Here is a 15,322-nt window from a genome sequence, read left to right as displayed (position 1 = left end):
GATGCGACCTGTTCATCGCATCCGCTATGGCTTTGGATCAGGGACGAGAGGCCTCGCCCGAAATGCCGTTACCGCTGGCGGCAACCACAACCTTGTCATTATTCAGGCTGAAGCTCTCGCGGGTGACAACCAGAATGATGGCCAGAATGATCGCTTCCATGATCGCGAAGGTCAGGAAAGCGCTGACAAAAGACCCACCCGAAACCTTGATGACCACGCCCATGACCCAGGGCGATATGAAGGTCGCAAGAATGGCGAAAATCTCGGCATAGCCAACCGCTGCCGTCGCCAGCTCTTCAGGATATTTTTCGCTGAGGAATGCAAAGATCGCACCGCCGCCGAAAAGTGCCACGCCGCTCAAAAGCGCCATCAGGATGAGCCAGCCGAAGCCAAGCGGTATCGCCATGCCGACGGTGAACATTACCGCGACGAGGACGGCAAGCACCGTTCCGAACTTGATCATCCCTGTTTTGTTCAGGCGGTCGGCGGCGTAACCGCCGATGACGAGAAACACCACCTGCGACAGCCCCATCAAGGTGCCGATCAATGCCGCATCTTCCACGGGCATCTGATGCACAGCAATATATCCGGGAATGACCCAGGTGGCGGTTCCGGCAATGGCCATCGTGCAGGCCGAAATGCCCAGGCTGCCGACGATAATCCATTTCGAGCGGAAGATGCTGGCCAGTGACGCCGTCGAGGTCTGCTGCTTTTCCGGTTCCCAGCTGAAACCCTTATAGCCGATATGAGCCGGATTGTTGCGGGTGAAGAGCAGCACGGCAGCCGCCGTCACCAGCGTTCCGATGGCAAGAATGGCGAAGAAGGTGCGCCAGCCATAGGTGATGGAAAGCGGAATGCCAATCGCGAAGTCCAGCGTGATTGCAAGACTATAGGCCGCGAGGATCAAGCCGATCATGCTGCCGCGTCGCTTCTGCGGGAACCAGCCGATGATGAGTTTCATATTACCGAGGAAGATTGCTGCATCGAAGAAGCCGATGAACAGGCGGAGGGCAATCAGCTGGGCGTAGGTTTGCACATAGACTTGCGCCACCATGCCGATCGCGGTGCAGAACAGGCCGATCAGCAGCAGCGATCGGGCATTCATGCGGCGGCTCAATTGCGACCAGACAATCATGCCGAGACCATAGGTCAGCGCGAATATCCCCTGTGCCAGGCCGGCCTGCGCGGAATCGAGCTGAAGTGTTTCCGAGATGAAAGGTATCACCGCCGCAAAGGCGTACCAGTCGGCGGCGAGAAACATCTCACATAACAGCGCCAGCGCCAGCATGCCCCATTGCCAGCGCTTTATTCTGGATTGATCGAAGTCCGATAGGCTTTCCCATTGCATGGTTTGGTTCCCCTTATTTTTACCTGCAACTTCATGATGCTCCCAGGCGGGAGCGTGCGGTCCCCAATGCTTGAAAACGGACCTCAGACCGTCGACAGGAAATCGCGCACAAGTGTCGCCGCCGCTGGCGTCTCTTCAAACAGCAGATGGCCGGTCGCGCCGAGCGTCTCCAGACGTGCGCCACTGATCCCGCGCTTCCATTCTTCGGCATATTGCGCGGGGATAACCCGGTCTTCCTCGCCCCAGAGGATCAGGGTCGGCATATTCAGCCGGTGCAGCCACTGGCCAAGCTTTTTATTGCCGCGCCCATCGGTCGCGTGGACCCGCGCCAGCGCGCCCATTTCGCGGCCGAGCGCTGCATCGAAACGGCTATCGGGCGCAGATGGAAAATAGCGGAGTGCGACTGCCGGATCATGCGTGAGATGGGCAGGGATATCGGCTGGCGCGACTTGAAACAGATCAGGAAGAGGGATTGCCGGAAGATCGAGACCGGCAGGTGCCGCGAGAAACAGACCGGTGAGCCTGTCCGGCTGCCTGATCGCGTATTCGGCTGCGATCCAGCCCCCCAGCGAAAAGCCGCCAAGGCCGAACTGATCCAGCCCCAACGCATCGAAGAAATCCATGTAATGGAGCACATAATCGCCGATCTGCACGATATCGGCATCATCGTCGCTTTCACCGAAATTGGGATGAAACGGAATGATGAGCCGGTTTCGCGAAGCAATGTCGGTTAGGCTGTTAAAGCCGGGAAATGTCCCGGTTCCGTGCAGAAAAACGATGTCCTTGCCTTCACCCTTCACAAGATAAGTGATGGTTTTGCCTCGGATTTCGACCGTGCGCTTTTCAAAACTGCTCGAGTAATTCAACATCTTTCCACCTTATGCCGCTGGCTTGGTGTGACTGGACCAATTGCTTTCTTATCTGGTCGACGGCGCTGTCGATCCGCTCTTCGAGGGCCGGAGGCAACAGCCCGTCCGGTTCCAGTTCCACCGAACAGGCATAAATACCGGTTGCGACGGTTCCGGCTTCGAAAAAGCCGAATAGCGGACGCAGATGATGCTCGACGACCAATGCGTGACGATGCCCGCCGCCCACCGCGCACAGCACGGTCGGGCGACCGCGCAGCGCAAATGGATGCACGAGATCGAACACATGTTTGAAAAGACCGGGATAGCTTCCCTGATAGACCGGGCAGCCGACGATCAGAGCATCGCAATGCTCGATCTCCGAAATGAGGCTTTCGGACTGCCGGTCCAGTGCCTTGCGATTGACGGTAAACAGGTTCGGCCCGGCATGGGACAGGTCCAGATGCGTGACTGACACATCGTTTTCCGCTTCCAGCTTTGCGGCAATCGCCTGGGTTAGCCGGTGAACTTTCGTCGGGCGATCACACCCGACGAAGCTGACAATATTTCGCATCATGGCTGGTCTCAGTTTTCGCTGATGCCGAAAACGGTCCATCGCGCATCGGGTCCAGGCAGGCCGAGCAGACCCTTGCCGCATTCCTCCACGATCTGGTCAGCGAGCAGAATATGCTGGGTGCCGGAATGGATATCGCGGTAAAAGCGCTGCATGGCCGTGTTGTGCAGCGATGCACCGCGCGCTGCACGATGCGCGAACGTCGCCACATCGGAAACGATATCGTGCATATAGCGCAGAGAGAGCTTCACCATCGTCATCTGGTCGAGCGATGGAACACCACCGGACGCAGTGGTCTGTGAGACATCTTCCCATGTTTCGATCGCAAGCGCTCGCGCCGCCCGATAGCGGGCTTCCGCATTGGCAAACTGGAACCGCAGGCTGGCACTATCCGCACTCTTGCCGAACGGGTCCTGCCGCTGGCGGATCACCTTGGCGAGTTCGTCGAGTGTCCGGCGACCAACGCCAATGGCCCAGCTCGTATGGGTGAGGGCGCTGTAGCCCGCCAGTCCGAGATGGCCCTGCGTCTGACCGCGTTTTGGCGCGGATTGCGTGAAACTATAGACCATGGAATCCGGCACGAAGAGGTCTTCGTCGGTTGCCAGCGTGTAGTCGAAGCTGCCGGTCGCGCGCAGGCCCAGCACATCCCAATTGCCGAGCAGCTGAATTGTCGAGCGCGGGTGATGCGCGACGATGATCTGTGGTGCGCCAGTTTCGTCTTTCAGCAGCGCTTTGCCGCTCGGGTCCTTGGGATCGAGCAGGAAACAGCCGGAATGAATCCATTCCGCGTGAAAGATGGAGCTTCCATAGGCCCAGTTGCCGCGGATCATGTAGCCGCCATCAACCTTGCGGGCGAAGCCGCGCGGCACGCCGTTGCCTGCGATGGTGACATCGACGCCATCCTTGAAGACATTGGCAATCCCCTCATCGTCGAGGTAGATCGCCATGGTCGTGCCTTCCATATTGTTGACCATGGTGCACCAGCCAGACGATGCATGGGCATAGGAAAGCGCGGACATAATCTTCATCGCATCGATGGGTCGCAGTTCCGCGCCGCCAACCTCCTTCGGAAACAGCATCGTGTAGAAGCCGCCCTTGCGCATTGCGTCCACGACGTCATCATGCATCCGCCCGAGTTGTTCCGCTTCTTCGGCCTTTTCTTCAATCAAAGGTAGAATGGCTTGCAGGCGATCGTTGAAGCCCTGAATGACTGCGGAATAGTTGTCGGCGGTGTGAGCCCGGTGCACGCTGGTATCCAAAACGGTTCCCCTTGATTTAGTCGTTGTAAGCGGGAATGATACGAACAAGAGCGGGAACAAACATTCCCCCCGAATGGGGGGGGCTTGGGAATTCGGGAGATAGAATGCCCAGGGAAATACTATCGATAGACGAACGGGTCTCTGCAGCGCTTTCTGTTGCGGAGAGCCGTAATTATGACGATTATACAATAGCTTGCGATTATTTTGCCGCGCATGTGCTGCGCGTGCGTTCGCTTGGAATTTATTTGCTGGAGAATAATCGGCCGCGCCTTTTTCACAGCATCAACACGCCCACAGGCTTTCTTCTCGAATATCAGAACGGGCTGGCAGATTCAGATCCGATGATTGCAGCTGTGGTGCAGAATGCCAGCGCGGTTGCGGGCTCGCGATTGCCCCAGAATGCAGCAGGCAATGTGCCGCTGATGCGCACGCTGCTCTATCGATGGAATTACAATGATAACTTGTGCTGTCCGATTTATGTCGGCGGCAACATCCAGGCACTGATTTATGCCGCTGGTTTCGAAATGCATGCAACGCAGCTTGAAGAGCAGGTTTCATTGTTGTGCCGTTCGTCGGCGCTTGCCTTGCGCAATATTCAGGAAGGGTATCCGGCGAAGACGCCCGGCGCCAATCTGACCAGCCTTTCTCCGCGTCTTTCGACAGTCGCCCGGTTGCTGGCGGCTGGCAATACCAACAAGCAGATTGCACGGCATCTGGAACTTTCGCCCCATACGATAAAGGATTATGTCGATGATCTGATCAAACGCTTCGGTGTCCATAACAGAACCGAAGTGGCCGTGATGATCAACCGCATGAACGGCGGGACGAAAGCCGAGCAGGCCAGCTTTGCCTTGTCAGGACATGAACAGCGTGGCCTTCCGATAGAGCATTTCTGAAAACCCTTTTGGCTCTGTCACGGGCAGAGAAGTGGAGGGCGCGCTTCAACCCTCCTCAACGAACACCTCGTCGCGTTTCTTGCGTATTGATGGAAGCAGCACGACCACGAGAACCGTTGCGGCTATGGCGAGCAGAATTGCGCTGATTGGCCGGGTGAAGAAGGTTGCCGGGTCGCCGCGTGACAGGATCATGGCGCGACGCAGATGTTCTTCCAGCAACGGTCCGAGCACAAAGCCAAGCAACAGGGGAGCCGGTTCGCAGCGCAGTTTAGCCAGCAGATAGCCGATGAAGCCGAAGAAGGCGACCGCATAGAGGTCGTAGACATTGGAATTGACGCTATAAACCCCGATGGCACAGAAGGTCATGATAATGGGAAACAGCACATAATAGGGCACTGTCAGAAGCTTCACCCACAGCCCGATCAGCGGCAGGTTCAGGACGATAAGCATGAGATTGCCGATCCACATCGACGCGATCACGCCCCAGAACAGGGCGGGCTGCTCTGTTGCAACATTCGGGCCCGGAACGATACCCTGAATGATCATGGCGCCGATCATCAATGCCATCACCGGATTGGCCGGAATGCCGAGCGTGAGCATGGGAATGAAGGATGTCTGTGCACCGGCATTGTTGGCGGATTCCGGTCCTGCAACGCCTGCAATCGCGCCTTTGCCGAATTCCTCTGGCGTCTTGGAGATGCGCTTTTCCACGGTGTAGGAAGCAAAGGAGGCGAGAATGGCGCCGCCGCCTGGCAAGATTCCAAGCGCTGAGCCGATGACCGTTCCGCGCAGGATCGGGGCTGCCATGCGTTTGAAATCGTCTCGTGTCGGCATCAGCCCCGTGACCTTCGCCATCAGCACTTCGCGCGAATGTTCGCTTTCAAGATTCCGCAGAATTTCGGCAATGCCGAACACGCCGACCGCAACGGCTACGAAATTAAGGCCGTCGGCATATTCCGTAATACCCAGCGTGAAACGCGGCGCGCCGGTGTAGATATCCGTACCGACAAGGCCAAGCAGAAGTCCCAGAACGACCATGGCCAAAGCTTTGATGATCGAACCATGCGCCAGCGCTACGGACGAAACCAGCCCCACGACCATCAGCGAGAAATATTCCGCTGAGCCGAATTTCAGTGCGATTTCAGTCAGCGGCGGAGCGAAGACCGCCACCAGAAAGGTAGAGACTGTACCGGCGAAGAATGACCCGATTGCCGCGATTGCAAGCGCTGCACCCGCGCGCCCACGGCGCGCCATCTGGTAGCCGTCGATGGCGGTCACGGCGGATGAGGATTCTCCCGGCATGTTGATGAGAATAGCGGTCGTTGAACCGCCATATTGGGCACCGTAATAGATGCCAGCAAGCATGATCAGTGCGGAAACCGGGTCGCCGATCTGAAACGTGACTGGAAGCAGCATGGCGATGGTGGCCGTGGCGCCGATGCCGGGCAGGACGCCGATCAACGTGCCGAGGAGTACGCCTATGAGGCAAAAGCCGAGATTAGCCAGCGTCGATGCGGTTGAAAAGCCGAGCGCGAGATTGCTGAAAAGTTCCATGCTCATGCCCCCTTAGAATGGCCACCAGGGCCCGAAACGCTGATAAGGCAGCGCGAGCGCATAGCTGAACACAATGACGGAAAAGACCGTGATCGCAGCAGCGAGAATGATGGCTGCGAGCGGCTTCATGCGCATTGAGGCGAAAGAGGCGATAAGGCAGGTCAGGCATAGCGAAGGGACAAAACCGAGACCACGAACGGTCAGGCCGAAGAATATCGGCGCGGGCAGAATGAAGAAAAGGCCGCGCCATGCGATTGGGCCCATGGGCTCGCCGGAGACCCGTGTAGCCTGGATGAGAATAACCAGTCCAAGCAGGATCAGAACACCGGACAGGACAAGCGGGAAATATCCCGGTCCCATGCGAAGCGATGTCCCTAAGTCAAGACCCAGCGATTGATAGGCAAAAAAAGCGCCGGTCAGTGTGAGAAGGGCACCGCACAATCCGTTGGTCGGATCGATCGATAGTTTCCGCGAAGACTCGTTCATGGGCCAATCATCTTTCGGATTTGCCGTTGAAAGGGCTATGCCGGTGGTTCGGCATGTGAAGTCTGTCCTTTATCCCGGTGGCTGCGGTTTTAACGCGCAGATGCGGGAAACGATACTAGTGGTCTGATTCCAACATTTGCATCCGTTGGTTCACGCGCTGAGCAAATGTTGGAATCAAAAAGACCACTAGCAAGTATGTGTATCTAGTGGATTTTTCGAATTTGACGTTTGAAACAGCATCTATGTCAGCCGGGATTCAAACGTCAAATTCAATCCACTAGAGGCGCGTTAAAAGGCGCGCCTCTAGTATTTGCCCTATGGTCAGTCTGCGTATTGTCCCGCAGCTTCGATGACCGGCTTCCACCGCGCGACTTCGGACTCGAGCTTGGCCTTCAATGCGGCTGGGGTTGCGTCGGAGTCCGATGACGGCTTCGTGCCCAGTTCCGCGAAACGGGCAACCACATTCTGATCCTTCAGGGCCAGTTGAAGCGATTTCGACAGTCGCTCGGTAATGTCAGTCGGAGTTCCCTTGGGTGCATAAATGCCGTGCCAGATACCAACTTCCATACCGTCCAGACCAGCTTCCTTGGTTGTCGGAAGGTCTTTCAACACGTCCAGACGTTCAGGGGATGTCACAGCATAAGCCTTGATCGTGCCGGCCTGAATCTGCTTCGTCGTGTTGGTCGTTTGATCGCACATGATGTCCACCTGACCGCCGAGCAGATCAGTCATGGCCGGGCCTGTTCCCTTGTAAGGAACTGTGACGAGCGGAGTTTCAATCGCGCTCATGAAAAGCATGCCGCAAAGATGCGATGCTGCGCCGATACCGGCATTGGCCACTGTCACGGTGTCCTTGTTGGCCTTGGCGTAATCGATCAGTCCCTTGAGATCGGTGGGTTCAAGATCCTTGCGCGCAACAATGGTCATCGGAACTTCCGTGACAAGGCCGACATATTCGAAGGCATTCAGCGTGTCATAGGCGAGCTTGCGATAGAGCGTGGCGCTGGTGGCCATGCCAATATGGTGCAGCAGCAGCGTATAACCATCCGGATCGGCGGTTGCGACACGGCCTGCGCCAAGTGTTCCACCTGCGCCGCCAACATTTTCGACAATGACCTGTTGTCCAAGATCCTTGGACATCGATTCCGCGACAAGTCGCGTCACCGTGTCTGTCGGTCCACCGGCAGCGAATGGCACGACCATAGTGATCGTTCGTTCCGGATAATTTTGTGCGTGCGCGGTGAAAGCCGCAGTGGAAATAGCAAGTGTTGTCGCCAGAGTGGCGATAAGCTTTATCATAGTGTCCTCCCAGACTATGTTGCGACGGGCGAGCCCGCATTATGAATTTAGTCCCCACGCCTCTTCGGGCGCTTCGGGTAATCTGATGCGATATTATTCAGTCACTGCAATGAAATGCTTATGCACTGAATTTTCTCTTGAATCGGCGCAACTATCCGTTGCTGTTTAAATTGAATGTAGATGCATCCCGGCGGATTGCCAATGCCCGGACTTCAATGAAAGCACTTATACTACCAAAGTCTGGGTAGCCTGTTCCTCGCGCTTGGACATCGCGTCCATACATTGTCTTGCAGACGTGCAGGAGAACGACACTGCCTTCTATTCGTCCGCACCGTTGCGAAGCAGTTATGAAAGAAGAGATGGCACCGAGCGGGTTTTCAATGTTAATCACATTGGCGGGTCTGGTATTTGTGAATCTTACGCAAATCTATTGCTCGTCGCGCGGAATACCAAAATAATGCATTATATAATATGTGGGCGAGTTCGCGTCAGAAATCGGCGGTTGTAGAGATTCTCGAGCGTTTACGCCGAAAATCGCTTTAAAATGGCGCTTCTAGCGTCATTAAATACCCGAGATCGCTCCCAATATTTGGAATTTTTATCCCGATTGCCAACAGATGTTTTGCAAACCGTCTCCAATGCATAATGCATTATCGGTTGACATTGGGTGCGAACCGTATTTAGATTTCGGCAAGTCATCCATTTAAACGATTTGGGAGGATCGAGGTATGGCTGGTATCAAGTCAGTGCTTGGCGCTGCTTCAGCATTCTTTTTAACGATGGTGTTGCCGGGCGCGGCCCAGAATATTGGCATCGATGAGGCAAACAAGATCGTAACAGTGGGTGCATTCACCCCTGTAACGGGGCCAGTTCCATTTTATTCAATTCTGACGCACGCGGCAGATGCACATTTTCAGCATGTCAACGAAACGGGTGGCGTCGAGGGCTGGAAGATAAAATACGTCACACAGGATGACGGTTATGAACCTGCGCGGTCCGCCGCAGTAACCCGTCAGATGGTGGAAGGCGAGGGTATTTTCGCTCTGGCCGCGTCTGTAGGAACTGCGACCAATGCTGCTGTTCTGCCATATGCTGCAGAAGTTGGCCTATCGCTGATAGGTCCCATTGGCGGTGCTTCGGCTTTTTATGTGAATGACAAAGTGTTCCCGCTCTTGCCAGACTATGGTTGGTCGGCGGCGATGAATGTCGATTATGCAGTCAATGATCTCGGCAAAAAGAAGATTGCTCTTCTTTGGGAAAATGACGAGCTTGGTAAATCCGGCAAACGCGGATTCGACCTTTATATGAAAGAACATGGTCTGGAAGCCGTAGAGTCTGTACCGTTCGATGTGAAGACGACCAGCTTTGCCGCACATATCCGTCGCGTTGAACAGGCGGGTGCCGATGCCGTGGTGCTTTTCGGCTCAAATGCGAACCTTGCCGCAGCATTGAAAGCAGCCGATCAGGTAGGGTTCGAAACGGCCTGGTTTGCACCGTTCTTCACAGCCGACCCATCCACCTACAAGCTCGCCGGCAAGCTGCTCGATGGTGTTTATTTCTCGTCATGGCTGTTGCCAGTGACCAGCGATGAGCCGACGGTTGCTGCATATCGCGAAGCCGTGGGCAAATACTATCCAAAAGATCCGCAAGGTGTGTTCGGCCTCAATGGCTGGAGCAATGCGTCGCTGTTCACCGAAGGGTTTCGCGCGCTGGTCAAAAGTGGCAAGCCTTTGACCCGTGAAAACCTGACGCTGGCGATGGAGAGCCTCAATAATGTGACGGTGGGTGGCGCCAAGGGCGTGAGCTTTATCAAGGGCGATCATCGCGGCACCCGCGCGGAGGGTATCATTCAGGCGCAGGACGGTAAATTTGTTCTGGTGCGTGATTTCAAGCCCTATCCAAAGGTCGTCTTTGAGGCCAAAACTAACTGACACGCGTGCCGTCTCTGGAGGATGGGGAGACATGCGTAAGAGATAGAGCGGTTCCAACGACGACGCGTTAATCGGAACCGCTCTAGAAAATGAAAATGGGAAGGGTAGGAGCATGCAGAAAATTCCGCTGAGCGGTCCAGCGCAGTTGCAAGGTCAGGTGGCCATTGTAACGGGCGGTGCCGGGGCGATAGGCCGAGCCACAGTTATGGCGCTGGCTGAAAGTGGCGCCACAGTGGTGGCGACCGATCTCGCTGAGAGCGCCGATTACGGGCATCCATCGATTGATTATCGCAAGCTGGATGTGACCTCGCGGGAGGCTTCGTCTGCACTCGTTCGCGACGTTAAAGCTCAGTATGGTCGGGTCGATATTCTGATCCTATGTGCCGGAACCATTTCGAACCGCTCGCTTGCCGATGCAAGCGACGATGAATGGCATTCTATCCTCAACGTCAATCTTTTGGGCGTCGCCAACCCGCTGCGGGAAGTCCTTCCGCTGATGGAGGAACAAGCCTACGGCAAGGTTGTGGCGCTGGGGTCTATTGCCGCCAAGATCGGTGGCGTCGCCTCCGGTCCGGCCTATATCGCGGCAAAATCCGGTGTCCACGGCGTTATCAAATGGGTCGCCAAGAGTTTCGCCTCAAAGGGTATCTACGCCAATGTCGTAGCGCCCGGTCCCGTCGAGACACCGATGTGGGAAAGCGTAACGCAAAAGGCGGCGCCATCCGCCAATGGAAATGTCCCGCTCGGTCGTTTTGGTCATCCCGACGATATCGCCCAATCTATTGTCTTTCTTGCGTCGCCACAGTCGAACTGGATCACCGGTACGGTCCTCGACGTGAATGGCGGCATGTTGATGGATTAAGATCATGAGCACGGAAACGATCGGTTTCATCGGACTTGGCGTTATGGGCGGGCCAATGTGCCGCAACGTGGCCACAAAGCATAAGGGTCGTGTACTGGCGCAGGATTTGTCTGCGGAAGCCCTGGCAGCGCTCTCGGACACCAAGGCCGAGGCGGCAAGTTTCGAAGATCTGGCCAAAACGGCCAGTCTCGTCTGCCTTTCCCTGCCCGGCGGGCCGCAGGTGGAGGCGGTGACGGCTCGTCTCGTCGAAGTCGGGTTGCGTGCAGGTGCGATTGTCGTCGATCTTTCCACGACGCCGGTTGCTGTCGCACGTAAAGTCGGTGCGGAGTTAGCCACGCACGGAATTCACTTCGCTGATGCACCGGTGGCGCGCACGCGCGACGCTGCGCAACGGGGCGAATTGTCGATCATGGTCGGCGCTTCACCAGAGAATTTCGCCCGGATCGAGCCGGTCCTGCGCTATATGGCGACCGATATCACCCATGGTGGCGACATCGGTGCAGGGCAGGTACTCAAACTCGTCAACAACATGCTGGTCTTTGAGAATGTGGTGACGATTGCCGAAATGCTGGTATTGGGCGAAAAGGCGGGCGTGTCGCCCAAGATATTGATCGAGGCTGTTTCCAAGGGCTCGGGCGATAGTTTTGCGCTGCGCAATCACGCGATAAAATCCATGCTGCCCCGTGATTTTCCCGACAAGGCATTCTCGCCGGAATATGTGCTGAAGGATATCGGCTACGTCTTTGAACTGGCCGAGCAGACCGGCGTGCCGCTTCGCGCTGCCGATGTCGTGCGTCGCTATTATCAGGATGCGATAGACCAAGGCCACGGCGGGCAATATTATCCCGGTGTCATTCGTGTGGTCGAAGCCGGGCAGACGAAGGAGCGCGACGATGCAGCTTCTTAGCGATCTGTTTCCGCTGGTCTGGTCGGGCCTGATCATGGGTTGCCTCTACGCATTAGGCGCCATGGGGCTGGTGATGATTTTCAAATGCTCCAAGGTCGTGAATTTCTCGCATGGCAATGTCGCGGGTCTCGCCGCCTTCCTGATTTATGGTCTGTCGAGCGGTGCATTGTTAAGCCTCTCATGGGGCACGTCAGTTCTCGTGACGCTTGTGGCACTGGTGGCAGTCGCTTGTCTGGTCTATGCGCTCATTTCGCCGCTGGTCTTCAGCTCGGATCTGACCGCGACGATTTCGACGCTTGGCATCGGCCTGATCGCGCAGGGCGTAACCCTCGTCGTGTTCGGCGCTGATATTGTGTCTCTTGACTTGCCGATCCCGGATTTTCGCTTCGCAATTCTTGGACTGCGCATTACCGGCTATGATCTTACCGTGTTGGGCGTTGTAGCCATCACCATCGTCACGCTGTTTCTGATTATCGATCATACCAAGCTCGGCATTGCGTTCCGGGCGATTTCAGCCAATCCTTTTGCGGCAGAGGTTTGTGGTCTGAGCTTGCGCAATGTGCATCTTTTCGCCTGGGCGGTTGCAGCGGTTCTCGGGGTTATCGGCGCGTTGCTGATCGTGCCGACCACTTTCCTCAGCGTAACCACTGTTTCGGCCTTCATGTTGCAGGCCTTTGCTGCGGCAGTGCTTGGCGGGTTCAGTTCTTTGCCGGGAGCATTGATCGGCGGCGTGCTGATCGGCGTTTTGATGAACCTCTTCAACTATTATGTCTCACCGCAATTCAGCTCGACATTCCTGCTTGGATTGATCCTTGTGGGGTTGAACCTCTTCCCCAATGGCGTTCTTGCCGCAGCCGGTGGAGGTTCGCGTGTCTGACATTCCACTGCGTGTGCAAAACAATAGCATGTCCGAGATGATGCTGCTTTTCCTGGGGCGACCCGCTGCTGTCGTGCTGGCGTTGATCCTGATCGTGCTGCCACTGATTGTTGCGCCGTCCTGGCTGTTCATTCTGGGCATTTGCTATGCCAATAGTCTCGGCGTTCTCTCGGTCAGCTTTCTTGTTCGCTATGGCGGCGAAGTGTCCATCGGCCACTCCGTTTTCATGGCAGCCGGGGCCTACACGGTGGCCATTCTGGAAAAGCACTATGGTGTTTCGATCTGGCTTTCGTTGCCGCTGGCCGTGATGATCGGTGCCGGACTGGGGGTGGCCTTTGCCTGGCCGTCGCGCAAGCTCTCAGGGATCTATCTTGCAGTCACGACCATGGCGCTCGCGCTGGCACTGCCTGAGATCATCGATGCCGGTGATCGGTGGACCGGCGGCTATGAAGGGCTTTATGTGTCGCAATGGTTGCTGCCGTTCGGCACGCTGAACATGCAGCGTTATTATTTTGCCCTCGTGCTGCTGCTGGCCGGCGCCTATGTTCTGGTGCGGCTTCGTCAGTCGCGTCAGGGTATGGCGATGCTTCTGGCGCGCACCCATCCCGCTGCCGCCGATGCGTTTGGCACCAGAAAAGGCTGGGCCCGCATGAGCACCATGGCAATCAGCGCCGCTCTGGCTTCCACCTCGGGTGCCGCGCTTGCCTATGCCAGCGCCACCGTCTCCCCGAGCGGCTTTACACTTTGGTCCTCGATCTTCCTGTTGGTCGGTTCGGTGGTGAGCCTCTATGGTCTGACGCTTGGACGGGCACTGATCGGCGGCGCATTTTTAACGCTCATTCCGCAAATTCTTGCCAGTCAGGGTGCGTGGATTCCAGTCTTCTACGGCACCGCACTTCTAGCGGTCATTTTGATCGGATACCACGGACCACGCATGAAGGCAGTCTTTGATCGGCGCCGTGCGGCGAGGAGGGCCTGATGTCCCATATGTCCCTTGTTGCCAAAGACATTCAGCTTGCATTCGGTGGGATCAGGGTTCTGCAAGGTCCGAGCCTTGAGCTGAACGCCGGTGAGATTACCGGCCTTATCGGGCCAAATGGTGCGGGTAAAACCAGTCTTTTCAATTGTCTGGCCGGAGCATATCGGCCGCAAAGCGGCTCCATCTCATTTGCCGGGGAAGAGCTTTGCAACATGCCATCGGCGGCGCGCGCCGAACGTGGCATCGTCCGAAGCTTTCAGACCGTGGCCCTTTGTCCGGATTTGACGGTCGTCGAAAACGTGATGATGGGGCTTGCCCGAAATTACAAATCGGGCTGGCTCAATGCGTTCTTGCCAATGGCACGGGGGCATCGCGAACGGGAGGAAATGCGGACGCAGGCCATCGCGGCGCTTGAAGGTTTTGGTCTTGCCAATGTTGCGGATGAGTTTCCGGCGCAATTGCCGCCCGGCAATCAAAGGCTCGTGGAAATCGCCCGCGCTATTGTCGGAAAGCCGAAGGTTTTGCTGCTGGACGAGCCAGCGGCTGGCCTCAACAATTCCGAAACGCGCGATCTGGCGCTTGCTCTGGAAAATCTTGTGTCGCCTGAACTCGTCATGGTCGTGGTGGAACATGATATGGATCTGGTCATGTCGCTCTGCGACCGCATCCATGTGCTGAACTTCGGTCAACTCGTCGCAAGTGGTACACCGGACGAAGTGCGCAATGACCCGGAAGTAATCCGCATTTATCTGGGAGGCGATGATGACTGATCTGCTTTCGGCGCATGACATTTCGGTTTTCTACGGTGTTCGGGCGCAGGCGGTTGAGAAGGTTTCCTTTAACGTCGGGCCGCGCGAGGTTGTGGCTCTGCTGGGGGCAAACGGCGCGGGAAAAACCTCGGTCATGCGTGCGCTGGTCGGCCTAGTGAAAGCAAGCGGCGAGATCATCTTCGACGGCGCGCCGATTTCCGGCCTGTCCACACGCGAGCGTGTTGCACGCGGCATTGTCTATGTGCCGGAGGGTCGCGAGATTGTCGGCTCGCTGACGGTGCGTGAAAATCTGGTTCTCGGCGGCTATCAGCTTTCTTCCGGTTTGCGGAAAAGCCGCATGTCCACCGTGCTCGACCTTTTCCCGGAAATCGCCAACAAGGTGGATCGACCGGCTTGGCAGCTTTCCGGTGGTGAACAGCAAATGCTGGCTATCGGGCGCGGCTTGATGGCTGGGCCGAAACTGCTGCTTCTGGACGAGCCTTCGCTCGGTCTCGCGCCGCTTCTGGTCAGGCGCGTATTCGACCGCTTGACGGCCGTTCGCGCAGAAAGCGATCTCTCCATCGTGCTGGTCGAGCAGAATCTGCAAATGACCATGCGCCTTGCCGATCGCATCTATTTTCTGCGTTCGGGCCGCATTGTCGGACATAACCATAAGCAGGAACTGCAAAGTGAAGCGGCCCGGCAGCAAGTCATCGACGCTTATCTGGGCGCAGGCCAGCATCTCGTAGCATGAGG

15 protein-coding genes are annotated in these 15,322 nt (G+C 56.6%); 8 read left to right on the top strand and 7 right to left on the bottom strand.

The features are described 5' to 3' along the window. Positions 1 to 37: 37 nt before the first annotated feature. From ABWW11_RS13300 to ABWW11_RS13285, 4 genes are all read right to left on the bottom strand, one after another. A complete protein-coding gene (locus ABWW11_RS13300) occupies positions 38 to 1,348 on the bottom strand; it encodes an MFS transporter (protein ID WP_319080288.1) in 1,311 nt (436 codons plus the stop codon). An 83-nt stretch (positions 1,349 to 1,431) separates the two neighbouring features. Further along, positions 1,432 to 2,217, bottom strand: a complete 786-nt coding sequence (locus ABWW11_RS13295; protein ID WP_109365830.1) for an alpha/beta fold hydrolase — start codon at positions 2,215 to 2,217, stop codon at positions 1,432 to 1,434. Then, entirely contained in the window at positions 2,192 to 2,770 is a 579-nt protein-coding gene (locus tag ABWW11_RS13290) for an NAD(P)H-dependent oxidoreductase (RefSeq protein ID WP_109365831.1), read from the bottom strand. The genes ABWW11_RS13295 and ABWW11_RS13290 overlap by 26 nt, the downstream gene beginning before the upstream one ends. A gap of 8 nt (positions 2,771 to 2,778) precedes the next feature. After that, positions 2,779 to 4,014 (bottom strand): acyl-CoA dehydrogenase family protein, encoded by a 1,236-nt coding sequence (locus tag ABWW11_RS13285; RefSeq protein WP_244597026.1) that lies wholly within the window; start codon positions 4,012 to 4,014, stop codon positions 2,779 to 2,781. A gap of 116 nt (positions 4,015 to 4,130) precedes the next feature. Between ABWW11_RS13285 and ABWW11_RS13280 the strand changes: the two genes are divergently transcribed. After that, a complete protein-coding gene (locus tag ABWW11_RS13280) occupies positions 4,131 to 4,922 on the top strand; it encodes a LuxR family transcriptional regulator (RefSeq protein ID WP_244597027.1) in 792 nt (263 codons plus the stop codon). 45 nt (positions 4,923 to 4,967) lie between these two features. On the opposite strand, the gene ABWW11_RS13275 is transcribed toward ABWW11_RS13280, so the two are convergent. The 3 genes from ABWW11_RS13275 to ABWW11_RS13265 all read right to left on the bottom strand — a co-directional run bounded on the left by ABWW11_RS13275 (position 4,968) and on the right by ABWW11_RS13265 (position 8,261). Further along, a complete protein-coding gene (locus ABWW11_RS13275; RefSeq protein ID WP_109365833.1) occupies positions 4,968 to 6,476 on the bottom strand; it encodes a tripartite tricarboxylate transporter permease in 1,509 nt (502 codons plus the stop codon). Positions 6,477 to 6,488: 12 nt separating this feature from the next. Continuing rightward, positions 6,489 to 6,962 carry a tripartite tricarboxylate transporter TctB family protein gene (locus ABWW11_RS13270; protein ID WP_319081323.1) on the bottom strand — a complete coding sequence of 158 codons (474 nt, stop codon included), beginning with the start codon at positions 6,960 to 6,962 and terminating at the stop codon, positions 6,489 to 6,491. Positions 6,963 to 7,283: 321 nt separating this feature from the next. After that, on the bottom strand, positions 7,284 to 8,261 hold the full coding sequence (locus tag ABWW11_RS13265) for a tripartite tricarboxylate transporter substrate-binding protein (RefSeq protein ID WP_109365835.1): 978 nt from the start codon (positions 8,259 to 8,261) through the stop codon (positions 7,284 to 7,286). A gap of 728 nt (positions 8,262 to 8,989) precedes the next feature. Between ABWW11_RS13265 and ABWW11_RS13260 the strand changes: the two genes are divergently transcribed. The 7 genes from ABWW11_RS13260 to ABWW11_RS13230 all read left to right on the top strand — a co-directional run bounded on the left by ABWW11_RS13260 (position 8,990) and on the right by ABWW11_RS13230 (position 15,320). After that, positions 8,990 to 10,192, top strand: coding sequence for an ABC transporter substrate-binding protein (locus ABWW11_RS13260; RefSeq protein ID WP_109365836.1), 1,203 nt, complete (start codon positions 8,990 to 8,992; stop codon positions 10,190 to 10,192). A gap of 112 nt (positions 10,193 to 10,304) precedes the next feature. Then, positions 10,305 to 11,054: an SDR family NAD(P)-dependent oxidoreductase gene (locus ABWW11_RS13255; protein WP_109365837.1), complete on the top strand. Its 750-nt coding sequence runs from the start codon at positions 10,305 to 10,307 to the stop codon at positions 11,052 to 11,054. A gap of 4 nt (positions 11,055 to 11,058) precedes the next feature. Further along, on the top strand, positions 11,059 to 11,961 hold the full coding sequence (locus ABWW11_RS13250; protein WP_244597028.1) for an NAD(P)-dependent oxidoreductase: 903 nt from the start codon (positions 11,059 to 11,061) through the stop codon (positions 11,959 to 11,961). Continuing rightward, a complete protein-coding gene (locus tag ABWW11_RS13245) occupies positions 11,948 to 12,838 on the top strand; it encodes a branched-chain amino acid ABC transporter permease (protein WP_109365839.1) in 891 nt (296 codons plus the stop codon). The genes ABWW11_RS13250 and ABWW11_RS13245 overlap by 14 nt, the downstream gene beginning before the upstream one ends. Then, on the top strand, positions 12,831 to 13,817 hold the full coding sequence (locus ABWW11_RS13240; RefSeq protein ID WP_244597029.1) for a branched-chain amino acid ABC transporter permease: 987 nt from the start codon (positions 12,831 to 12,833) through the stop codon (positions 13,815 to 13,817). Before ABWW11_RS13245 ends, ABWW11_RS13240 begins: the two co-directional genes overlap by 8 nt. Then, positions 13,817 to 14,587: an ABC transporter ATP-binding protein gene (locus ABWW11_RS13235; RefSeq protein ID WP_109365840.1), complete on the top strand. Its 771-nt coding sequence runs from the start codon at positions 13,817 to 13,819 to the stop codon at positions 14,585 to 14,587. The genes ABWW11_RS13240 and ABWW11_RS13235 overlap by 1 nt, the downstream gene beginning before the upstream one ends. Continuing rightward, a complete protein-coding gene (locus ABWW11_RS13230) occupies positions 14,580 to 15,320 on the top strand; it encodes an ABC transporter ATP-binding protein (RefSeq protein WP_109365841.1) in 741 nt (246 codons plus the stop codon). The genes ABWW11_RS13235 and ABWW11_RS13230 overlap by 8 nt, the downstream gene beginning before the upstream one ends. The last annotated feature ends 2 nt before the right edge of the window (positions 15,321 to 15,322 follow it).

The organism is Brucella sp. NBRC 113783, assembly GCF_040372265.1.
Lineage (GTDB): Bacteria > Pseudomonadota > Alphaproteobacteria > Rhizobiales > Rhizobiaceae > Brucella > Brucella teleogrylli.
This window is presented reverse-complemented; position numbering and strand designations above follow the sequence as displayed.

Bases quoted from the DNA above. Each gene is read 5' to 3' on its own strand.
- ABWW11_RS13300 (WP_319080288.1), bottom strand. From the start codon at position 1,348: ATGCAATGGGAAAGCCTATCGGACTTCGATCAATCCAGAATAAAGCGC.
- ABWW11_RS13295 (WP_109365830.1), bottom strand. From the start codon at position 2,217: ATGTTGAATTACTCGAGCAGTTTTGAAAAGCGCACGGTCGAAATCCGA.
- ABWW11_RS13290 (WP_109365831.1), bottom strand. From the start codon at position 2,770: ATGATGCGAAATATTGTCAGCTTCGTCGGGTGTGATCGCCCGACGAAA.
- ABWW11_RS13280 (WP_244597027.1), top strand. From the start codon at position 4,131: ATGCCCAGGGAAATACTATCGATAGACGAACGGGTCTCTGCAGCGCTT.
- ABWW11_RS13275 (WP_109365833.1), bottom strand. From the start codon at position 6,476: ATGGAACTTTTCAGCAATCTCGCGCTCGGCTTTTCAACCGCATCGACG.
- ABWW11_RS13270 (WP_319081323.1), bottom strand. From the start codon at position 6,962: ATGAACGAGTCTTCGCGGAAACTATCGATCGATCCGACCAACGGATTG.
- ABWW11_RS13265 (WP_109365835.1), bottom strand. From the start codon at position 8,261: ATGATAAAGCTTATCGCCACTCTGGCGACAACACTTGCTATTTCCACT.
- ABWW11_RS13260 (WP_109365836.1), top strand. From the start codon at position 8,990: ATGGCTGGTATCAAGTCAGTGCTTGGCGCTGCTTCAGCATTCTTTTTA.
- ABWW11_RS13255 (WP_109365837.1), top strand. From the start codon at position 10,305: ATGCAGAAAATTCCGCTGAGCGGTCCAGCGCAGTTGCAAGGTCAGGTG.
- ABWW11_RS13250 (WP_244597028.1), top strand. From the start codon at position 11,059: ATGAGCACGGAAACGATCGGTTTCATCGGACTTGGCGTTATGGGCGGG.
- ABWW11_RS13245 (WP_109365839.1), top strand. From the start codon at position 11,948: ATGCAGCTTCTTAGCGATCTGTTTCCGCTGGTCTGGTCGGGCCTGATC.
- ABWW11_RS13235 (WP_109365840.1), top strand. From the start codon at position 13,817: ATGTCCCATATGTCCCTTGTTGCCAAAGACATTCAGCTTGCATTCGGT.
- ABWW11_RS13230 (WP_109365841.1), top strand. From the start codon at position 14,580: ATGACTGATCTGCTTTCGGCGCATGACATTTCGGTTTTCTACGGTGTT.